Source organism: Demetria terragena DSM 11295, from assembly GCF_000376825.1.
Lineage (GTDB): Bacteria > Actinomycetota > Actinomycetes > Actinomycetales > Dermatophilaceae > Demetria > Demetria terragena.
On the sequence record NZ_AQXW01000004.1, the window covers coordinates 584,409 to 604,466 of the forward strand.

The window sequence follows — 20,058 nt, forward strand, 5'->3', positions numbered from 1 at the left end:
GGCATTGGTCGCTCAGGCGGTGCCTGTCTCCACAAACGGTGGCTTGGCCACGACCGCACTCAACTCGCGCCCTCGGACGTCGACCACCACGTCGTCGCCGATGCCGACTCCCCGATCGAGCAGGGCCAACGCAATGCCTTGCTTGAGGGTGGGTGACATGGTCCCGGAGGTGACGACCCCGATGACCTGCCCGTCGGAGTTCTTCACCTCGCAACCCGCTCGCGGGATCCCGCGACCGGTCAGGGTGAGGCCGCGAGCCAGGCGACAAGACTTCTCAGCCCGTTGCGCCGCGAGAACGTCTTTCCCCCAGAACGATTCTTTGTCCCAGCCCACTGCCCACCCGGCACGCGCCATGTTGGGGGTGATGTCCGTGGACAGGTCGTTTCCGTGCAGCGGATAGCCCATCTCCATGCGCAGGGTGTCGCGTGCGCCAAGACCGCAGGGCAGTCCGTCGTAGGGCTCCATGGCCGCCACGAGCGCATCCCACAAGGCTCCCGCGTCGTCCCACCGCGGCATCAGCTCAAACCCCTTCTCCCCCGTGTAGCCCGAGCACAGAACGATCACCTTGGCGCCGTTCCACTCGGCCTCCTCGAAGGACATGTAGGCCAGGTCGGTCGGCAAGCCCAACGCGCCGACAACATCGACAGATTTCGGACCTTGAACGGCAATGACGGCGTATTCGGAGTGCTGGTCGGTCACCGAAACACCCTCAGGCACAACTTCGTTCATGCGGCGTACGACCTCGGCAGTGTTGGCGGCGTTCGGCACCAGCAGCACTTCATCTTCGCTCTTGAAGTACTGGATCAGATCGTCGACAACGCCACCGGTGGCCGGGTCGCAGCACATCGTGTACTGCGCCTTGGGCGGTTGCACCTTGCGCAAATCGTTGGTGAAGCAGGAATTGACGAAGTCGGCCGCGCCAGGCCCACGGACGACGGCCTTACCGAGGTGACTGACGTCAAAGATCCCGACCCTCTGGCGTACGGCCTCGTGCTCCTTGAGAACGCCACCTCCGGGATATTCGATCGGCATGTGCCAGCCGCCGAAGTCAGCCATCTTGGCCGACAACGCGAGGTGGTGATCGTGCAGAGGTGAAGTCTTCAGCGCCATGTCCGTCATACGGACAAACTAACGGAGCCGGAGTCGATAGAGTCGTCGGGACGGCCCGACTGATCGTCGAGACCGCACCCATCCCTCAAGGAGTGACCACACCTGTGACGACCCTGACTCTCACTGACAAGGACACCGCGGCGCTCAAGGCCGACGTACTCGTGCTCCTGTCACGGACATCAGACGGAGACACGCGGCTCGTCACGGCGCACGGTGTCGCCGCCGAGACCGAGGAACACATCAACGCGACTCTCGCGGCGATCGGCGCCAAGGGTCGGCTCAATGAGACCACCAAGTTGACTGGGGTGCCGGGCGTCTCCGCTCCCCTGGTGGTGGTCTCTGGAACGTCGTTGGAGGATGAACCGCAGGCCTCTGACCACGAGTCCATTCGCCAGGCCGTCGGCGCCGCCATTCGCGGGCTCAAGGGCACGCAGCACGCTGCTGTAGCGGTGCCCGGTCCTAGCTCCGAACTCGCTGGCGCCGTCGCCGAAGGCGCCCTCTTTGGTGCCTACGCCTTCAACGCGTACCGCAGCGCGCCCAAGCCCTCATCCGAGCCGGTCGCCAAGGTATCTGTCATCTCCTCCGCTGCGCGTACTGCTGCCGCTAAGGCCGCAGCCAAGCGGGCCGAGGTGCTTGCCGAAACCCAGGCCTTCGCCCGCGACCTGGTCAACACTCCGCCCAACGATCTGTACCCCGAGTCTTTCGCCGACAAGGTCAAGAAGCGCCTCTCGGGCACCAAGGTCAAGGTGTCGGTCATGGAGGAGCGCGCACTGGCGAAGGCGAACTGCGGAGGCCTGATCGGAGTCGGTCAGGGATCGGCTCGCCCGCCACGCCTGGTCACGCTGACCTACGCGCCGGAGAAGGCGACCCGGCACGTCGCGATCGTCGGGAAGGGCATCACCTTCGATTCCGGTGGCCTTTGTCTCAAGCCGGCCACCTCAATGATCACCATGAAGTGCGACATGGCGGGCGCCGCCGCAGCGGTCGCAGCCGTTGAGGCGCTCGCACGTCTCGGCACCCCGGTCGCGGTTACCGCGTATCTGTGTCTCGCCGAGAACATGACCGGCTCCAACGCACAGCGCCCGGGCGACGTCGTGACCATGCACAACGGCAAGACCGTCGAAATCATCAACACCGACGCCGAGGGCCGCCTCGTCATGGCAGACGGCTTGTCCTTTGCTTCAGAGATCACGCCCGACGTGGTCGTTGATATCGCTACGCTCACCGGCGCGGCCATGATGGCGCTTGGCGTGCGCACTGCCGCAGTGCTTTCCAACAACGACGACGCCCGCGAGCGCATGGTGACCGCGGCCAGTCGAGTCGGCGAACGCCAGTGGGCGATGCCTCTGGCCGAGGAACTACGGCCGCCCATGGACTCGCAGGTTGCTGACTTCAAACACACCGGTGAGAAGCACGGCGGCATGATCACCGCAGCCCTGTTCCTGCGAGAGTTCGTAGGCGACAACGCAGACGGCGAGCAGATTCCGTGGGTGCACGTCGACATCGCGGGGCCTGCCTTTAACAGTGACGGTGCGCACGGCTACACCCCCACCGGCGCTACCGGCTATGGCGTACGCAGCCTGGTGAGTTTTGCCGAAGCCAACGTCTGAGCGGCACTGATGCACAGCAACGGCGGCCCACCACTCTGTGTGGTGGGCCGCCGTTGTGCTGGCGCGAGCGTCATCGCCAGATCAATTCATTCAGGCACCCGACTTGCGGCGGAACATCTGCTGTGCGCCACTGGTCTCTGCGGCGTGGGTGCCACCGACCTTTGAGTGACCACTGCGGTCGGAAACGTCTTTGCCACCGTGGGACTGCTTCTTATCGAGCGCCTCGCGGAACTTGCGCCGCGTCTCCTCGTCCGGCCCCGGCTTCTTGTCAGCGTCGCCGCTTGAGGTGTCGGCCATGTCAGTCTCCTTGGTCGCACGGTTCGGCACCGGCACGGTGCCCGACACCACTGTGGCACGGCGGGCGGCCCGAACAACACCAATTTTCCGCTCGACGCCATCACGGGGAGGGACGACCCGGAACCTGGTTCAGCGTGTGGAGTTGGCAGGTGGAAGGATGCAGCCGATGGTCGACGAACGATCTTCGTCGCCTCGCGGAGCACACAACACGAGGGAGCGTTCTGCATGAGTTCAGCCGATGCGTCAACCTTTGACCTGGTCATCCTTGGCGGCGGCAGCGGCGGATACGCCTGTGCCTTTCGCGCCGCCGAACTCGGACTCCGAGTCGCGCTGATCGAGAAGGACAAACTCGGCGGAACGTGCCTGCACCGCGGGTGCATTCCCACCAAGGCGCTCCTGCATGCGGCTGAAGTTGCCGACTCCGCGCGAGAAGGTGCCAAGTTCGGCGTACACACCACGCTCGAGTCGATCGACATGGCCGGTGTGCACGCGTACAAGGACGGCGTCATCGCTCGGCTCTACAAGGGACTTCAGGGCCTCGCGACCTCTCATCAAGTCGAATTCATTGAGGGCGAAGGACGTCTCACCTCCCCCACTGAAGTCACCGTGGGCGAACGCACTGTCACCGGCTCGAAGGTCGTGCTCGCCACTGGCTCCTATGCCAAGAGCATTCCCGGACTCACCGTGGGCGGGCGAGTGATGACGAGCGATGAGGCGCTGTCCCTTGACCATGTCCCCGAGCGTGTCGTCGTGCTCGGCGGCGGCGTCATCGGCGTCGAATTCGCTTCAGTGTTCGCCTCATTCGGGGCTCAGGTCACCGTGTTGGAGGCGCTCCCCCGGCTGGTCCCCGCTGAAGATGAGGCGATCTCCAAGCAATTGGAGCGCTCCTTCAAGAAGCGCAAGATCACCGTCAAGACCGGGACCCGAATCGCTGGTGCGACTGATGGCGACCACGCAGTCACTCTCGACATCGAAGGTGGCGACCCCCTTGAGGCCGACCTCCTCCTCGTAGCCGTAGGACGTGGGCCGGTCACCGACGGTCTCGGTTATGACGAAGTCGGCGTCGCCATGGATCGCGGATTCGTGACGACCAATGAGCGACTGGAGACCTCGGTGCCGGGGGTGTACGCGGTCGGCGACATCGTGCCCGGCTTGCAGTTGGCGCACCGCGGCTTTGCGCAGGGCATCTTTGTCGCCGAAGAGATCGCCGGGTTGCAGCCGGCAGCCATCAACGAATCTGGCATCCCGCGCGTCACCTATTGCGAGCCTGAGATTGCCTCGGTTGGTCTGACCGAGCAGCAGGCTCGCGAAATTCATGGTGATGCTGTGGAGACCTACGACTACAACCTGGGCGGCAACGGAAAGAGCCAGATCCTGGGCACCCAAGGCTTCATCAAACTGGTGCGGACCAAGGACGGCCCGGTGCTCGGCGTTCACATGGTCGGGGCCCGCATGGGCGAACAGATCGGCGAAGCACAGCTGATCGTTGGATGGGAAGCCCTTCCGGACGATGTCGCGCCCCTGATCCATGCTCACCCCACCCAGAACGAGGCGCTCGGTGAAGCGCACCTCGCCCTGGCCGGCAAACCTCTGCACGCCCACGGATGATCGCCATGTCGACATCGATCGTCCCGTTCCGTGGACCTCAATCAGAGACAAACCTGCACATCCACCTCGATATCCGGGAGACTGTGACTCATGTCTGAACGTGTGACCATGCCCGCCCTTGGAGAGTCCGTTACAGAGGGCACCGTGACCCGGTGGCTTAAGGACGTTGGCGACGAAGTCGCCGTCGACGAACCACTGCTCGAAGTATCAACCGACAAGGTCGATACCGAGATCCCCTCACCGGTCTCCGGAACCCTTCAGGAAGTGCTCGTCGAGGTCGACGAGACCGTGCCGGTTGGTGCTGATCTTGCCGTCATCGGCGAGGGTGCCGCCGCATCCGGTGATTCTGACGATGCCCCCCAGGAAGAGTCTGCTGCTCCGGAGCCGCAGCAGGACTCCGCTGATCAGGGCGAGCAGCAAGAGTCCGAAGCGCCTGCGCAGGAAGAGGCCGCCGAGCCCGTTTCCACAGATGACGCACCGGCAGATGACGCTGGGTCTAGTGACTCCGCTTCTGGTGGCGAGACCATCACGATGCCCGCGCTCGGTGAATCGGTCACCGAGGGCACGATCACGCGGTGGTTGAAGGAAGAGGGCGACGATGTCGCCGTCGACGAGCCGCTGCTGGAGGTCTCGACGGACAAGGTCGACACCGAAGTTCCCTCCCCCGCGGCCGGCAAGCTCACCAAGATCTTGGTTCAGGTGGACGAGACGGTTCCCGTGGGCGCCGAACTGGCCGTCGTGGGCGGCTCCGCTGGCGGTGGCTCGGATGCCGCTGCGCCTGCGAAGGAAGAGGCCCCCAAGCAGGAAGAGGCGCCCAAGCAAGAGGCAACTCCCGAGCCCGAGGCGCCCAAGCAGGGGGAAGCGCCCAAGCAAGAGGCACCTTCGGAGCCGACGCCCCCAAAGCAGGAACCAGCTCCGGCCCCGGCAGCGCCCGCGGCGCAGGACGAAACTGGCAGTAGCGCAGAGCGGGATGCGGCGGCATACGTCACTCCCCTGGTCCGCAAACTTGCCCAGGAGAAGGGCATCGATCTCGGCGCCATCACCGGCACCGGCGTCGGTGGTCGGATCCGCAAGCAAGACGTGCTCGCCGCTGCTGAGGCTGCAGCAGCACCAGCCGAAACCGAAGCCCCGGCGGCACAGAGCGCGGCTCCGGCAGCAGCGGGCGGTGACAGCCAGGCCGTCTCCGCGAAGCGTGGCACCACCGAGAAGATGTCCCGCATCCGCAAGGTGATCGCCAAGAACATGGTCGACAGCTTGCAGACTGCGGCCCAACTGACCACCGTGATCGAGGTGGACGTCACGAAGGTCGCGCGGTTGCGTGCCAAGCACAAGGCGGCGTTCGCGGAGCGTGAGGGCGTCAAGTTGTCCTTCATGCCGTTCTTCGCGCTGGCCACCTGCGAGGCGTTGAAGGCCTTCCCGGTTCTCAACGCCAGCATTGATGGTGACGAGGTGATCTACCACGGCCAGGAAAACCTCGGCATTGCGGTCGACACCGAGAAGGGCCTGATGGTCCCGGTCATCAAGGACGCCGGCGACCTCAACATTGCGGGCATGGCCCGCAAGATCGCCGACCTCGCCGAACGGACCCGGACAAACCAGATCTCTCCGGACGAGCTCAGCGGTGCGACGTTCTCACTCACCAACACCGGGAGCCGAGGTGCACTGTTCGATACGCCGATCTTCGGCCAGCCTCAGGTCGGCATCCTGGGCACGGGTGCGGTCGTCAAGCGTCCAGTCGTGGTGACTGACGTCGACGGTGGCGAAACCATCGCCATCCGGTCGATGGTCTACCTCGCCTTGTCCTACGATCACCGCCTGGTCGACGGCGCCGACGCCGCTCGCTTCCTCGCCGACGTGAAGGAGCGCCTGGAAGAAGGCGCGTTCGAGGTCTGAACTTCATGAGCGACACACGACAGCGCGTTGCCATCGCCGGTTCATCCGGTCTGATCGGCGACGCGCTGTCGTCGTTCCTGCGAAACCGCGGCGACGAGGTCGTCCACCTAGTTCGGCGCGAACCGGAATCTCCGCACGAGGTCGAGTGGGACCCGGCGAACGGTCGACTGGACCCCGAGTCGCTGGGCGCCGTTACTGCTGCCGTCAACCTGGCTGGCGCCGGGATCGGTGACAAGCGCTGGACCGATCAATACAAACGCCTGCTGGTCTCGTCCCGCGTCGACAGCACCCGGACGCTTGCCACAACGCTGGCCAAGCTCGACGGCGACATCCGGCTGGTGAACGGTTCCGCCATGGGCTTCTATGGCGACCGCGGGGAGGACGTGTTAGACGAGACTGAGCCCGCCGGCTCGGCGTTCCTGTCGGACCTGGTCCAGCAGTGGGAGGCGGCCGCGCAGCCCGCGATCGATGCTGGCTACCCAGTGGCGTACGCCCGCACCGGGCTGGTGTTCGCCGGCGGCGGGATGATGGAGCGCGTGCTACCGCTGGCCAAGTTTGGGCTGGGCGGTCCGCTCGGGTCGGGTCGACAGTGGTGGTCATGGATCACGCTGGTCGACGAGGTCCGGGCCCTTGCCCACCTCATCGACCATCCCGAGATCACCGGGCCGGTGAACGTGGTCGCGCCGAACCCGGAGCGTCAAAAGGACGTGATGCGTGTCCTCGGCCGATTGCTCGGTCGGCCTGCTGTACTTCCAGCCCCCAAGCCTGCCCTGCGGCTCGTGCTGGGCGAGTTGTCTAGCGACATCCTCAGCAGCCAGCGCCTGGACCCTGCAGTGCTTCGCGAGTCGGGCTTCATCTGGGAGCACGAGAACGTTGAGTCCGGGCTGCGCTTCGTGCTGCGCGACGCTGAATAAGGCTCGCGGCACCGTTAGGCAGCCGTCCAATTGGCGATGCGCCAGCCTCGATCTGTGTGGGTCAGGTTGAGCACCACCCGTTGTCCCGTTCGAGCGGGAGCCGCCGCCTCATCCTGCCCCACGACGCGATAGCTCGATCGGTCAATCACCGTGGCAACCACGGCCGACGTGGAGGTCGCAGAGCGGACGGTGGCGGAGCGTACGAGGAAACTCAGTCCGTCATAGCGCGCCCCCGCCGAAGCCGCCCGGCGCAGGTCAGTGCTGTCGCGCTTCCACGCGACCGAATTCGCGGTGAAGGCCTGAGCGAGGTGGCTCGTTCCGCCAGTCCAGGCGTGCGCCCGCGCATCGACGAGGCGTTGAACTGCGGTCTCCGGGTCGTCTCGAAGGTCAACGACATGCGCAGGAGAAACTCGCCTCGGCGGACCCTTCGTGGCCTTTGGTTTGGCGGCGGGTTGAGATTCAGGGTCGGATGTGGACGTTGCCCTGGGAGGGCGCTTGGGCCTGGGCTTGACGGTGACCGGTGCGTCTGGCTGGTGCAGCGCGGCTCCTCTGGCATCCGCGGCAACCAGGTGCGCCTGCACCTGCATTGGTGCAGGCTCTGGCCAGACGACACCCGCCCCGACCAGCACGCCTCCAGAGGCAGCCGCCACCATCGTCCGGCGCGCGAATCGTGTCTGATACCAACGTGGTAGCGGTTCTGGTTCTGGATGAACGGCCCGTTCCCGAATGCGCTGCGTCAGGCCTGCCCATGGATCGCTCGTGACTGCTCGGGCCCCCTCAGAACCCGCCCGAGGAGCCGGTTCGGGCGGTGCTGAGTCCCAGATGGCCAAGGCGAACGACCCGGCGTCGGGTCGGGTCTGGGCCGTATGGGACAGCGCACTCAGGATGAGGTCACAGGCGGAGGCGCTGGCCTGGGGTGCCACATCGGGAAGGTGTGGACGCAGCGCCGCGGGTGGCGGCGCCTCGCCCACCAGCGCGGTCCAGGCCAGCGCACCCAGGGCATAGACGTCGCTTGCCGAACCGGGAGCCTCACCAGCAAGCACTTCTGGCGCCACGAAGCCCTCCGTACCCCACGCCGACGCGTCCCGATCCGCCGCAAGTCGCGCCACCCCGAAGTCGGCAAGCATGGGCTTGCCGTCAGCATCGAGCAGGACGTTGGCCGGACTGAGGTCGCCGTGCACCAGACCCTGGCCGTGCAGGTCGTGCAAGGTGCGGGCCACCGGGGTCAGCACGGTGACCAACTCGCCCATCGTCAGGTGCCCACGTCCCGCGATCGCGCTCCCCAGCGAGCCACCTTCAGCAAGGTCGGTGATCATCGCCAACCGAAGATCCGGACCAGATGAGTCGACGACCGAGTCATGCAGACGCACCACATGCTCGTGCTGGAGGCGCTCCAGGTAGGCAACCTCGGTCAACGCCTCCTCTAAGGGCAGGTGCAACACCTTTGCCGCGAGCCGAGCCTCGTCACTGACCCGGGTCACGGCCCATACTCCACCGCTGGCTCCCCCGCCCAGGTAGCGCCCAAGACGGTAGCCAGGAAGGACTGGCTCGCGCAGATCGTCTGGTTCCGTACTCACCCCAAGAGACTGGCAGCGTCATGGTCCCCGTAACGGTTATCCACAGCCACCAATCGTCGCAGCCTGTCCTCCCATCGGTACTGTCCTGAACCATGACCGACCGCGAGCAGATGAGCGTCTCCGCCGCCGCGGATCTCCTCGGTGTCCGCAAAGAAACGGTCTATGCCTACGTCAGTCGCGGTCTCCTTCGAAGGACCTATGCCTCTGGACCTGACGGACGTCGAGTGTCCCGTCTCGACCTCCGACAGGTCCGCGAACTCGCGGCACAGACACATCGCACTCGACCGGGGCAGTGGGAACTGAGCATCGACAGTTCCATCTCCGAACTCGACGCCCGGGGGCGCCTGTCGTATCGAGGCCAGGACGCCATCGCCCTGGCTGAGGCCATGTCGTATGAGGAGGTAGCCGAGACTCTCTGGCAGCAGGTGCCCTCGGGTTCCTGGCACCCGGACGAGGCCAGGGACGGGCATTGGCAACGAGCGCAGTCGGCCGCACCATCCGAGGCAACTCCGGCTGACCGGGCGCGAATCGTGCTCGCCCTGCTGGCCGCCGAGAACACCGAGCGATCTGCCCTGGACAGCGCGCGGACCGCGATCATCAGGTGCGCCCAGTCGCTCGGGCCTAGACCTGTCAGTTGGCAAGGAGACGTGGCAACCACCGTCACGAAGGCACTCAGCCTCACGGTTCCCACCGCGAGCACAACCGACCTCGTGCGGCGTGCGCTATGCCTGCTTGCCGATCACGAACTCGCGACCTCCACCGTCGCCGCCCGCGCGGCGGCAGGGACGGGCGCCGCCCTCCCGATCGTGCTCCTTACGGGCGCCGCTGCTCTGGGCGGGCCACGACACGGGCGCGCCTCCACCATCGCCGAACAGACCCTGAGCATCTGGCTCAACACAGGAGAACTCAACTCTGCTGTAGGCGGATTCGGCCATAGCGTGTATGCCGACGTGGACCCACGCGCCGAGGCTCTGCTCGCAGCGACACTTGCATCTCATCCTGAGATGGAGGGGCCAATCCACGCCCTGAGTCTGCAGGTGCTGCGGCGCGACGGACTCCACCCCAACATCGATCTTGCACTTGCCACGATGACGCACGCGACGTCCCTGCGTCCCGGCGCTGGCGAGGCGATCTTTCTCGTCGCTCGATTGGCCGGCTTCACCGCGCATGCCGTGGAGGAGCGCGATCAGCCGATGCGGTTTCGGCCACGGGCGATCTATACCGGCATCATGCAGGCGGCGGACCGACGTACCGAGCGTCCGGACGGATGATCTTTCGCTGCTCGCACTGCTCGAGGATGTGCGCGGTCCACCCGATGACCCGGCTCACCGCAAACGTCGGGGTGAACATCTCCCGCGGCACGCCGCACTCCTGCATGACGACTCCGGCGTAGTACTCGACGTTGGCCCGGAGGATGCGATCTGGCTTGCGCTCACCGAGCGCCCGGATGACCTCGGCCTCGGCCTGGACGGCCAACTCGACCGTTGGCCCACCGAGCTGCACTGCGGTGGCTTTCAACAGTTCCGATCGTGGGTCCACTCCGCGGTAGACCGCGTGCCCGAACCCCATGACTCGTTCACCGGACTCCAGTTGGGCCACGGCCCAGTCATAGGCACGGTCAGCCGATCCGATCGCGTCGAGGGCATCGAGTGCGCGTGACGGAGCACCGCCGTGCAACGGACCCGACAGGGAGCCGATAGCGCCCACGACGCAGGCGGCCAGGTCGGCCCCCGTTGAGGCAATCACCCGGGCGGTGAAGGTTGAGGCATTGAAGCCGTGGTCGACGGTGAGACATAGATAGCGACTGAGCGATTGAACTGCCGCTGGCGACGGGTCCTCTACGCCCATCAGCTGTAGGTAATTCGCCACGACGCCACGCTCGGAACTTGGTGTCATGGGCTCGCGGCCGGCCCGGATTGCGTACGCAGAGGTCACCAGCCAGGGCACGACCGCGGCAACGCGTATGGCGTCCTCAGTGCGGTCCGCTGCGCCCAGATCCCAGAGCGGCCGCATCCCGGTCAGCGCGCCATATGCCGATATCCCGGTGCGGAGCGACACCAAAGGATCCTCGCTTGCCGTCCGTCGGAGCACGTCGATGAGTGCGCCGCGCAGGGCTTCGTCCAGAACCGCGGCATCGGCGATCTTGGCGCGCCATGATGTGCTTGTGCCACTGTCCGGAAGGTCCCCGGCGATCATCAGGTGCCATACGTCCTCGAATGCAGCATCCCGAGCCAACCGCGTGGCGTCGTGCTGGCGGTAATGAAAGAAACCTTCGCGGCCTCGTACCTGGCCGATGCTCGTGTCCGCGACGATGACACCGGCCAGGCCAGGTGGTGCGATGAGTGCCTGATCTGCTGTGGGAGTGGTCATAGTGCGCACTCTGGATCCCTGCCACTACGGCGGCCACATTGATCCAATCAATGTCTGTCCTCAGACGGCTGGTACCTCGGAGGAGAACAGGGCAAGATCAACAGTGACGCCGTTGCCCATGCGAGGAGCCAGACGTGAAGAAGATCATCAATGACCCCAACAACGTCGTACGCGAATCGCTGGAAGGCATGGCACTGGCTCACCCGGATCTCATCCAGTACCACGCGGATCCGACCTTCCTCGTCCGTGCTGACGGTCCAGTCCAGAACAAGGTCGCGGTCATATCTGGCGGCGGCTCCGGCCACGAACCGCTCCACGGCGGCTTCGTCGGACACGGGATGCTTGCCGCTGCCTGCCCGGGAGCGATGTTCACCTCGCCCACTCCCGACCAAGTGCTCGCGGCAGCGAAGGCGGCCCACGGAGGTGCGGGCGTTCTCCACATCGTAAAGAACTACACCGGCGACGTGCTCAACTTTGAGACTGCTGCCGAGTTGGCTGCTGCCGAAGACATCGAGGTCCGAAGCGTGGTCGTCGACGATGACGTTGCCGTCCAGGATTCCAGCTTTACGGCTGGCCGGCGCGGCGTCGGCGGGACGGTGCTGATGGAGAAGATCGTGGGCGCTGCGGCTGAGCGTGGCGACGACCTCGACACCGTGACGAGTTTGGCTGAGAAGGTCAACAGCCAAGTGCGATCCATGGGGGTGGCGCTGCGGCCCTGCACCGTTCCGCACTCCGGCGAGCCATCCTTCGAGCTCGGCGAGGACGAGATGGAGATGGGTATCGGCATCCACGGCGAACCCGGCCGGGAGAAAGTTGCCCTCGCCCCGGCCGATGACATCGTCGCGACTCTGTTGACCGCGATCCTTGAAGACCTGCCGTTCGAGGAAGGCGATCAGACGCTGCTCTTCGTCAACGGCATGGGCGGCACGCCGCTCATCGAACTCTACCTAGCGTACAATTCAGCTCGAAAGTTCTTGGCAGACAAGGGAATCGAGGCAAGCCGGTCCCTTGTCGGCAACTACATCACATCTCTAGAAATGCAGGGGATGTCGATCACGTTACTTCGCCTGGACGATGAACTCACCGAGTTGTGGGACGCGCCCGTACACACCGCTTCACTCCGTTGGGGACTCTAAATGACTGACTGCAGCACTGAAGGAATCACGCGGGCCGTTGTCGCCCTTCACGACACCATCCAAGCGCACCATGAAGAACTCACCACGCTCGATCGTGCGATCGGTGACGGCGACCACGGCGCCAATCTCGTGCGCGGCTTTGCGGCCGTGGCTGAACGCCTCTCCGAGGGTGAGCAACCCACTCCAGGCGCGGCGCTCAAAGTCGTGGCAACCACGTTGATTTCGACTGTGGGTGGCGCCTCGGGTCCGCTTTTCGGGACCGCTTTCCTGCGCGCGGCGACGTCGCTCGGCACGGCAGAGACGGTGACGGCGCGGCAGATCGCGGACGCACTAGAGGCTGCGGCTGCTGGCGTCGTGGCACGAGGCAAGGCCGAACTCGGAGATAAGACCATGATCGATGCCTTCCAGCCTGCCCTGGAGGCCGCTCGCGACGCGGCCGGGTCCGGAGCCGACATTGCGGGGGTTCTCGACGCGGCCGCAACAGCGGCTGAGCAAGGCGCTGCGGCTACCGCACCGCTTCAGGCTAGGAAGGGCCGCGCCTCCTACCTGGGCGAACGATCCGTCGGGCACGTCGATCCAGGCGCCCAGAGCACCGCCTACTTGTTGCGCAGTCTCGCGACCTCTGCCGCATCGTGACCGTCGGACTCGTTGTCGTTTCGCACAGCGCCGGAATCGCTTCCGGGGTATGCGAACTCGCGTCTCAAATGGCGCCGTCGATCACCATCGCACCCGCCGGTGGTGACGACGATGGCGCTCTCGGGACCTCGTTCACTCTCATCCAGGAGGCCCTCGAGAGGGCTGACACCGGCGATGGCGTCGTCGTGCTCTATGACCTCGGATCCGCCCTCCTCACGACCGAAATGGTGGTTGAGATGGGCGACCCGGATGTGGTCGATACGTGGCGAATCGTCGACGCCCCTCTCATCGAAGGCACTATCGCCGCCGCCGTTGAGGCCGAGGGGCAAGGCGATCTTGATGCCGTGGCGCTAGCGGCACAGAAGACCGGCGGTGCGGCACCGGAGGAAGAAGCTGACGGCTCGCCCGAAGGGGACACCTCGGAGCGCGAGGTCGAGATCGTCAATCCCCTTGGCCTGCACGCCCGCCCGGCTGCAGCACTTGCCCGGATGGTCAGCGACGTCGGCACCAAAGTCAGCGTGTCCGTGCGCGGCGGCCCTCCGGTCGACCTGCGCGCCATCATGTCAGTTGTCGGGCTCGCGACCCGACGTGGCGATGTCGTCCGCCTGGTCGCCAGTGGCGTACGCGCCGCACAGGCCCTTGACCGGGTCGCCGGCGCCATCATGGACGGATTCGGCGAGAGCGGCGCCGACGGCAGTTGGGCAACCGCCACCCGAGACGCATCCGATGAGCGGTCAGCGGCCGGTGGCTCACCCGGCGTCGCCGTCGGCCCGTTGCATCGTTTGGAGTCGCTCCCGCGCACTATCCCCGCTGATCAGTCCAGCAAACCGGACGATGACCGAGCCGAGTTGGACAAGCTGTCTCACGCCATCGACAAAGCCGCCAAGCTGCTCGACGCCGGCAACGACATCGCACGCGCACACGCAGCCATGATCCGCGATCCTGAACTGCTCTCCATGGCGCACGAACGGGTCGGCCAAGGTGCGGCGTCAGCATGGTGGGAAGCAGTGAATCTACACGCCGACGCGGCGGCGGCTTCCCCCGACGAAGTCATTGCTGCGCGGGCCGTCGATGTCCGCGAAGCAGGTCTCGTCGTACTCCGACAGCTCGATGTCTTCTTGGACCGCATCGGCGAACGCGTCCGCGACTGTGTGCTCCTTGCCGATGAAATAGGTCCCGGCGAAGTGCCAAAGTTGTTGGAGCATGGATGCGCTGGCGTAGTGCTCCGCAACGGGTCTCCCACGGCGCACGCCATCGTGGTGGCGCGCGGACTGGGGTTGCCTGTCATCGTGAACGTCGGGAGCGTGCTCGATGACATTAAGGACGGCCAGATCGTCATCGCCGATGGATCAACAGGAACCGTTGAGCCAGCACCGACGGCGGAGGCAATCCAGACCGCCGAACAGAATGCCCGTACCGACGCCGCGGCTACTCTCGAACTTCGTGCGATGGCATCCGAGCCGGTGACCTACCAGGGCAAGCCAGTGCTGGTGGCGGCCAACGTTGGATCGCTCGTCGAGGCGCACGCCGCGGTCGAGAACGGCGCCGATGCAATCGGCCTACTGCGCACCGAACTGCTTCTCTTAGAACGTGATTCATACCCCACTGAAGACGAGCAAGTAGCCGACCTCACCGCCATCCTCCACGTCGTCGGTGATCGACCCACCGTCATTCGCGTCCTCGACGCGGGAGGTGACAAGCCGGTCCGCAGCCTTGACCTCGACCCTCTACACAACGGCTTCCTCGGTGTACGTGGCCTGCGCTATCTCCTCGAACATCCGGATCTGCTGCGGACCCAGTTGCGCGCGATCTTTCGTGCGTCGAAGGGCCATCAGGTTGCGGTGATGGCCCCGATGGTGACGGTGCCCGACGAGGCACGTGCGTTCCGTACGCATGTCGATGAGGCGCTCGAGTCACTCCGTGCCGACGACCTCGAACACGACGAACCCACCGGTGTCGGTGTGATGATCGAGGTTCCCGCGGCGGCACTGACGGCCCGAGCTTTTGGCGGCATCGTGGATTTTGTATCAGTGGGGTCAAACGACCTCCTGAGCTATCTTGCGGCGGCCGACCGAACCGAGGCCGGAACCGCGCACCTGCTCGACACCGGGTCACCTGCTCTGGCTCGATTGCTGGACGCCGTCACCGAAGACAGCACCGCCGTGGGCCTACCGATCGCGATCTGCGGCGAACTCGCCGGAGATCCCACGCATACCCAGGCGCTACTCGACCGCGGAGTTCACGAACTGTCGATGGCACCTGCGCGAATCCCCCTGGTGAAGAAGATCATTCGCGACCTGGGTTAGCGCTAGAGGCTGATGACTTGATGCTCTGCGGCTGAGCGCCGTGCTGCATCGATCACTTCGAGCACATGCACCGCGTCTGCCGGGTCCACCGGCATCGCACCTTGGGGATCGGCACTGCCCAGTGCGGCCGCGACCGCGCGATAGAAGTCTGCCTGGTCAGCGGGCTCTGCCTGGACGGGTTCACGCACGTCGCCGCGAACTAACCAACCCGACTGCCCATCCTGGTGGCGAAGATCCGGGTAGACCGACGGTTCTTCCTCGAAGTCGTCCAGCAGGTAGGTGCCCGCTCGCCCCAGTACGCGCAACCGTGGCCCCGGTGCGCCAGCGAGGGACGTGGCGCTGAGGTGCGAGGTCACTCCCCCAGCGTGCTCGCACACCACAAAAGCGTCGTCCTCGGCGCGGGTACTGCGTGCGGCGACTTGGGCAAACACTCGCTCGACCGGCCCGAACAGATCGATTGAGGCGTCGACAAGGTGAGAGTGCAGGTCGAGAAGGAGACCGCCACCGTCAGCAGCAGAGGCGTTCTCTCGCCACCTGTCCTTCGGCTCCGGACGCCAGCGTTCCCAACGGAATTCGTGTCGGAAGACCTCGCCGAGCTGGCCGTCCTTGAGCAACCTGCGCAACGTGGTGTGCTGCGGGTCAAAGCGCCGGTTTTGAAACACGGTGAGCGGAGTCTTGGTGGTCTTCGAACGCTCCACCAGGAGCGCCGCACCAGCTGGGTCGACGGCCAAGGGCTTGTCCACGACGACTGGCTGACCAGCGTCGAGGCACAACGTCGCGTGGTCGAGGTGGTCGCCGCTGGGTGTGGCCAGGACCAGCACATCGGCCTTGAGGTCGAGCAGTGCATTCAGGTCGCGCACCACCTCAGCCTCCGGGAAGTCGGCCTTGACCTGCTCTGCCCGGGTTGGATTGCTCGTACTGACCCCGATTACCGTCAAGCCGGCTGGCTCGAAGAGGGGGCCGTGGATGCCTCGACCAGCGGAACCGTATCCAGCGATGGCGACAGTAGTCATTCCACCACTGTAGAAGACGGCTGCGAGTGTTCCGGGCCATCAGCCGGGGCCTCACCTCGCGAGCGCACCGACGAACCTGGCCACCAAGATCGATCACCGATCTCAATGGTCAAGGACGGCACGAGCAATGAACGCACCACCAGCGTGTCGAGCAGGACGCCGAAGGCCACCAGGAACGCGATCTGCAGCAGGAACAATAAGGGAATCACTGCCAGTGCCGAGAAGGTCGCAGCGAGCACAATGCCAGCGCTGGTGATGACTCCACCGGTGACGGCGAGTGCGAGCAAAGTGCCGCGTGTGGTCCCGTGTCGAATCGACTCCTCACGTGCCCTGGTCATGAGGAAGATCGAGTAGTCCACACCGAGCGCCACCAGGAACACGTAGGCGTAGAGCGGAACCTGCGGGTCAACCGATGGCAGGTTCAAGATGGGGCCGAAGACCAACGCCGCGACACCAAGGGTCGCGGCGAAGGAGAGCACGTTGGCGGCCACCAGGACGAGTGGAGCCACTAGCGAACGCAACAACACGGCCAGAACGATCGTGACCACGAGCAGAATCGCCGGCACGATCACCCGCAGGTCCCGGCTGCTGGCCTCCAGGAGGTCCAACGCCTCGGCCGTCGGGCCCCCGACCAGGATGTCGGAGTCGACGGCGTCTCGAATGCGAATCACAGTCTTCTCGGCGGCCTCGGTATCCGAAGGGTCCGCCAGAGTTGCCTGCACCAAGACCTTGCCGTCCTGCCCGCTTCCTGGCTGCGTGCTCGCGGAAGCCACCCCGTCCACCTGCTCGACCGTCTCAACGACCTCTCGCGAACGATCTTCCGGAACGACCATCGTTGCGGGCTCGCCCACTCCGATATCGAAGTTTTCTTCCAGAACCTTTTGGCCAGAGACAGATTCGACCGATGTGCGAAAGATATCCGCCTGACGAATGCCACCGATGTCCAAGGCGGGCGCACCGGCAGCACAGATGCCCAGCGCGATGACGGTGGTGGCCCATACCGCACGCGGGCGCCGCCCCACCAGCCGCGCAACGCGTACCCACAGGCCGTTGCCGGACAAATCGACATCGTCCTGAACCGCGTCGTCATGCCGAGGGATCGCTGGCCAGAAAACACGCCGTCCCACCAGCACCAAGACCGCCGGGAGGAAGGTCAGTGCCGCAACCAGCGCTCCGATGATTCCCAGGATGCCGACGGGACCCAACCCTCGGGTATTGCCCAACTCTGACAGCAGCAGGCAGGCGAGCCCGAGGATGACGGTGAGCCCGCTCGCCAGGATTGGCTCGACAGATGCACGCCACGCAGCACGCATGGCGTCGGTCGCGCGTTCGTGTCCGTGCAACTCTTCGCGATATCGGCTCACCAAGAGCAAGGCGTAGTCGGTGGCCGCTCCGACTACCAGGATGAAGAGAATGCCTTGGCTTTGGCCGCTCAGCTCGAGGCGACCCGCATCAGCAAGGGGATAGATCACCAGAGCAGCCATCGACAGGCCAAGGATCGCCGAGAAGAGCACCGCAAACGGAAGGATCGGGCTGCGATAGACCACGAGCAAGATGAACAGCACCACGCCGAGCGCGACGAGGAGCAGCAGTCCGTCGATGCCCGCGAAGGCCGTTGACAGGTCAGCGACGAACCCGCCAGGGCCGGTGACATAGGTGTCCATACCTGCGGACCCCAGATCTGCGGCAAGGCGTTCGCGCAAGTCTTCGACTGCCAGGAAGGTCACCGATTCCTCGCCGATCATCTCTTCCGCCTGGGAAGCGGACAGGTTGATCACCGCGAGGTACGCCTTCGGGTCCGCGCGATCATCCGGAATGACGCGCGGAGGCGGCCCCTTCGCCAGGTAGTCCGACCATGGGTGCCCCGGAGCGATCTCGGCGTCGGGCAGGCCACGAAGCAAGCCCTCGACCTTTTCGCGGTCCGCCGCGTTCAGCCCGGAGTCGCGAGATACCACCACGAACAGAGGCAGTGCTTCTTGGGAGCGCACCGTTCGGGCTTGCTCCGCCGCGAGCGTCGACTCAGCGCTAGAGGGAAGGAACGTGGCGTTGTCGTTTTCCTGGACGCTCGACAATTGACCGACACGAGGCCCGCCGAATGCCGCGACGGCGAACCACACGACGACCACGGCAAGCGCCAGCCCCCTGGCGAGCCCGGTACGTGGTTGGCGATGGCGTCCAGCCGTCGAGGTCCTCATGCGGAAAGGGTATGGCGGTTGCACCGGCGTACCGTGTCGAACATGCAAATCCAGCACCTCGGGTACGCGCCGGACTATGTCGACTACGAGCAGGCGTGGTACCTCCAGCGCGAGGTTCACGCTCAGGTCGTCTCCGGCGAGCGGCCAAACGTCACGTTGCTGCTGGAGCACCCACCGGTCTACACGGCTGGCAAATTGACCGAGGATCATGAGCGCCCACAAGACGGCACGCCCGTCATTGATGTCGACCGGGGCGGCAAGATCACCTGGCACGGCCCGGGCCAACTTGTCGGGTATCCGATCGTGCAGTTAGAGCGCAGGCTCGACGTCGTCGGGCACGTTCGTCGCCTCGAGGAGATGCTCATCGCCGTCTGCGCCGACCTCGGTCTCGAAACGACCCGAGTCAAAGGACGCAGCGGTGTCTGGCTGACCGGTGCCGGACCGGAACGCAAGGTGGCCCAGATCGGCATCCGCGTGAGCCGGAACGTCACGATGCACGGCTTTTCGCTCAACGTGAACTGCGACCTCGGCTGGACCGACACGATCGTTCCGTGCGGCATCGCCGACGCCGAGGTGACCACGCTGGCCCGGGAACTGGGGCGAGACGTCACGATCTCTGATGTGCTGCCGTATGTCGAGAAGCGGCTGCCGGACGTCGTCGGCTGAGGCCGTCGCTACAGCATGTCGTGCCGGACACGCCGCTGGAGAAACTGCAGACCGAGCGTGGCCCCGAGGAGGAGCCCGACGACGGTCGCCCCCACCCGAACGGTCCAGCTCTTGCGCCGGACATCGCGCTCGAGTTGCTGCACTGCAGGACTCGCCCCGGGCAGCAGCACGTGCTCACCCCCGGTGAGTTTCTTGATGTCTACCGGCTCCTGAGCGCCGCGAAAACTGAGTTGCGTGAGTCCGTCCTCAGTGCGCTCGAGGACGAAGAGTTGTCGCCCTGTCGAGATCGGCCCGCCGAAGCACCAATCGCCCGTCGGGGTCGAGATCAACACCCGCTCGTGCACCGACCCGGAGTACAGCCGCTCGACTGCCACCGTGTGTCCGTGCCGACGTATGCCGTGCTCGTAATGGTCATCGACTCGTGTCACCTGCCCGATGAACACCACGTCCGCGGCACGAACGACCTGGTGCATTGGTGGTGGAATCCTGGCGCTGCAGGCCGACGCCGTGCTCGCCGGCAGGAGCAACATTCCGAGGAACAGGCTCGCAATCGCCGTCACCGCGCGCATCCGTGTCATAGGCATGCGACGGCCCGACGGTGGCGGTTGGTTCCCCACGCCCGCTCAGGTGGGTACCCGCCGCACTCCCATGAGGCACCCAACCTCGTGACGTCACCTGAGGGAATGTCCGGGGTCAGGCGTACGCTGGACATACCGCCTGCACCACC

Annotated in this window: 16 protein-coding genes; 9 read left to right on the forward strand and 7 right to left on the reverse strand. The window is 65.3% G+C overall.

The features are described from left to right. Nucleotides 1-12: 12 nt before the first annotated feature. Nucleotides 13-1,119: a glycine cleavage system aminomethyltransferase GcvT gene (gcvT, locus tag F562_RS0106940; protein ID WP_040385254.1), complete on the reverse strand. Its 1,107-nt coding sequence runs from the start codon at nucleotides 1,117-1,119 to the stop codon at nucleotides 13-15. A 95-nt stretch (nucleotides 1,120-1,214) separates the two neighbouring features. On the opposite strand from gcvT, the gene F562_RS0106945 reads away from it, so the two are divergent. After that, nucleotides 1,215-2,720 carry a leucyl aminopeptidase gene (locus F562_RS0106945; protein ID WP_018156219.1) on the forward strand — a complete coding sequence of 502 codons (1,506 nt, stop codon included), beginning with the start codon at nucleotides 1,215-1,217 and terminating at the stop codon, nucleotides 2,718-2,720. Between the two features lie 90 nt (nucleotides 2,721-2,810). Here F562_RS0106945 and F562_RS0106950 read toward each other — a convergent pair whose 3' ends face one another. Further along, a complete protein-coding gene (locus tag F562_RS0106950) occupies nucleotides 2,811-3,017 on the reverse strand; it encodes a DUF5302 domain-containing protein (protein ID WP_026181073.1) in 207 nt (68 codons plus the stop codon). A gap of 225 nt (nucleotides 3,018-3,242) precedes the next feature. Here F562_RS0106950 and lpdA point away from each other — a divergent pair, with 225 nt between their 5' ends. The 3 genes from lpdA to F562_RS0106965 all read left to right on the forward strand — a co-directional run bounded on the left by lpdA (nucleotide 3,243) and on the right by F562_RS0106965 (nucleotide 7,432). Beyond that, a complete protein-coding gene (lpdA, locus tag F562_RS0106955) occupies nucleotides 3,243-4,625 on the forward strand; it encodes a dihydrolipoyl dehydrogenase (protein WP_018156221.1) in 1,383 nt (460 codons plus the stop codon). Between the two features lie 90 nt (nucleotides 4,626-4,715). Next, nucleotides 4,716-6,518 carry a 2-oxoglutarate dehydrogenase, E2 component, dihydrolipoamide succinyltransferase gene (gene sucB, locus F562_RS0106960; RefSeq protein WP_018156222.1) on the forward strand — a complete coding sequence of 601 codons (1,803 nt, stop codon included), beginning with the start codon at nucleotides 4,716-4,718 and terminating at the stop codon, nucleotides 6,516-6,518. Between the two features lie 5 nt (nucleotides 6,519-6,523). Further along, nucleotides 6,524-7,432, forward strand: a complete 909-nt coding sequence (locus tag F562_RS0106965; RefSeq protein WP_018156223.1) for a TIGR01777 family oxidoreductase — start codon at nucleotides 6,524-6,526, stop codon at nucleotides 7,430-7,432. A 14-nt stretch (nucleotides 7,433-7,446) separates the two neighbouring features. On the opposite strand, the gene F562_RS0106970 is transcribed toward F562_RS0106965, so the two are convergent. Beyond that, on the reverse strand, nucleotides 7,447-9,009 hold the full coding sequence (locus tag F562_RS0106970) for a serine/threonine protein kinase (protein ID WP_026181074.1): 1,563 nt from the start codon (nucleotides 9,007-9,009) through the stop codon (nucleotides 7,447-7,449). A 92-nt stretch (nucleotides 9,010-9,101) separates the two neighbouring features. On the opposite strand from F562_RS0106970, the gene F562_RS0106975 reads away from it, so the two are divergent. After that, complete coding sequence (locus F562_RS0106975) at nucleotides 9,102-10,280, forward strand: citrate/2-methylcitrate synthase (protein ID WP_018156225.1); 1,179 nt, start codon at nucleotides 9,102-9,104, stop codon at nucleotides 10,278-10,280. Here the strand turns inward: F562_RS0106975 and F562_RS0106980 are convergent. Continuing rightward, a complete protein-coding gene (locus F562_RS0106980; protein ID WP_018156226.1) occupies nucleotides 10,237-11,379 on the reverse strand; it encodes a citrate/2-methylcitrate synthase in 1,143 nt (380 codons plus the stop codon). The genes F562_RS0106975 and F562_RS0106980 overlap by 44 nt on opposite strands. Before the next feature lie 134 nt (nucleotides 11,380-11,513). Here F562_RS0106980 and dhaK point away from each other — a divergent pair, with 134 nt between their 5' ends. Genes dhaK through dhaM form a run of 3 tightly spaced genes read left to right on the forward strand, consistent with a single transcriptional unit; the run spans nucleotide 11,514 to nucleotide 15,457 of the window. Beyond that, nucleotides 11,514-12,515 (forward strand): dihydroxyacetone kinase subunit DhaK, encoded by a 1,002-nt coding sequence (gene dhaK / locus F562_RS0106985; RefSeq protein WP_018156227.1) that lies wholly within the window; start codon nucleotides 11,514-11,516, stop codon nucleotides 12,513-12,515. Then, a complete protein-coding gene (gene dhaL, locus F562_RS0106990) occupies nucleotides 12,516-13,151 on the forward strand; it encodes a dihydroxyacetone kinase subunit DhaL (protein WP_018156228.1) in 636 nt (211 codons plus the stop codon). Beyond that, nucleotides 13,148-15,457, forward strand: a complete 2,310-nt coding sequence (gene dhaM, locus F562_RS0106995) for a dihydroxyacetone kinase phosphoryl donor subunit DhaM (RefSeq protein ID WP_083915485.1) — start codon at nucleotides 13,148-13,150, stop codon at nucleotides 15,455-15,457. The genes dhaL and dhaM overlap by 4 nt, the downstream gene beginning before the upstream one ends. A 2-nt stretch (nucleotides 15,458-15,459) precedes the next feature. On the opposite strand, the gene F562_RS0107000 is transcribed toward dhaM, so the two are convergent. Both F562_RS0107000 and F562_RS0107005 read right to left on the reverse strand, forming a co-directional pair. Beyond that, entirely contained in the window at nucleotides 15,460-16,470 is a 1,011-nt protein-coding gene (locus tag F562_RS0107000; RefSeq protein ID WP_018156230.1) for a Gfo/Idh/MocA family protein, read from the reverse strand. Then, nucleotides 16,467-18,665 carry an MMPL family transporter gene (locus F562_RS0107005; protein ID WP_018156231.1) on the reverse strand — a complete coding sequence of 733 codons (2,199 nt, stop codon included), beginning with the start codon at nucleotides 18,663-18,665 and terminating at the stop codon, nucleotides 16,467-16,469. The genes F562_RS0107000 and F562_RS0107005 overlap by 4 nt, the downstream gene beginning before the upstream one ends. A 33-nt stretch (nucleotides 18,666-18,698) precedes the next feature. Here F562_RS0107005 and lipB point away from each other — a divergent pair, with 33 nt between their 5' ends. Further along, nucleotides 18,699-19,331, forward strand: coding sequence for a lipoyl(octanoyl) transferase LipB (gene lipB, locus F562_RS0107010; RefSeq protein ID WP_018156232.1), 633 nt, complete (start codon nucleotides 18,699-18,701; stop codon nucleotides 19,329-19,331). 8 nt (nucleotides 19,332-19,339) lie between these two features. On the opposite strand, the gene F562_RS0107015 is transcribed toward lipB, so the two are convergent. Continuing rightward, entirely contained in the window at nucleotides 19,340-19,891 is a 552-nt protein-coding gene (locus tag F562_RS0107015) for a hypothetical protein (protein ID WP_169333370.1), read from the reverse strand. Nucleotides 19,892-20,058: the final 167 nt, after the last annotated feature.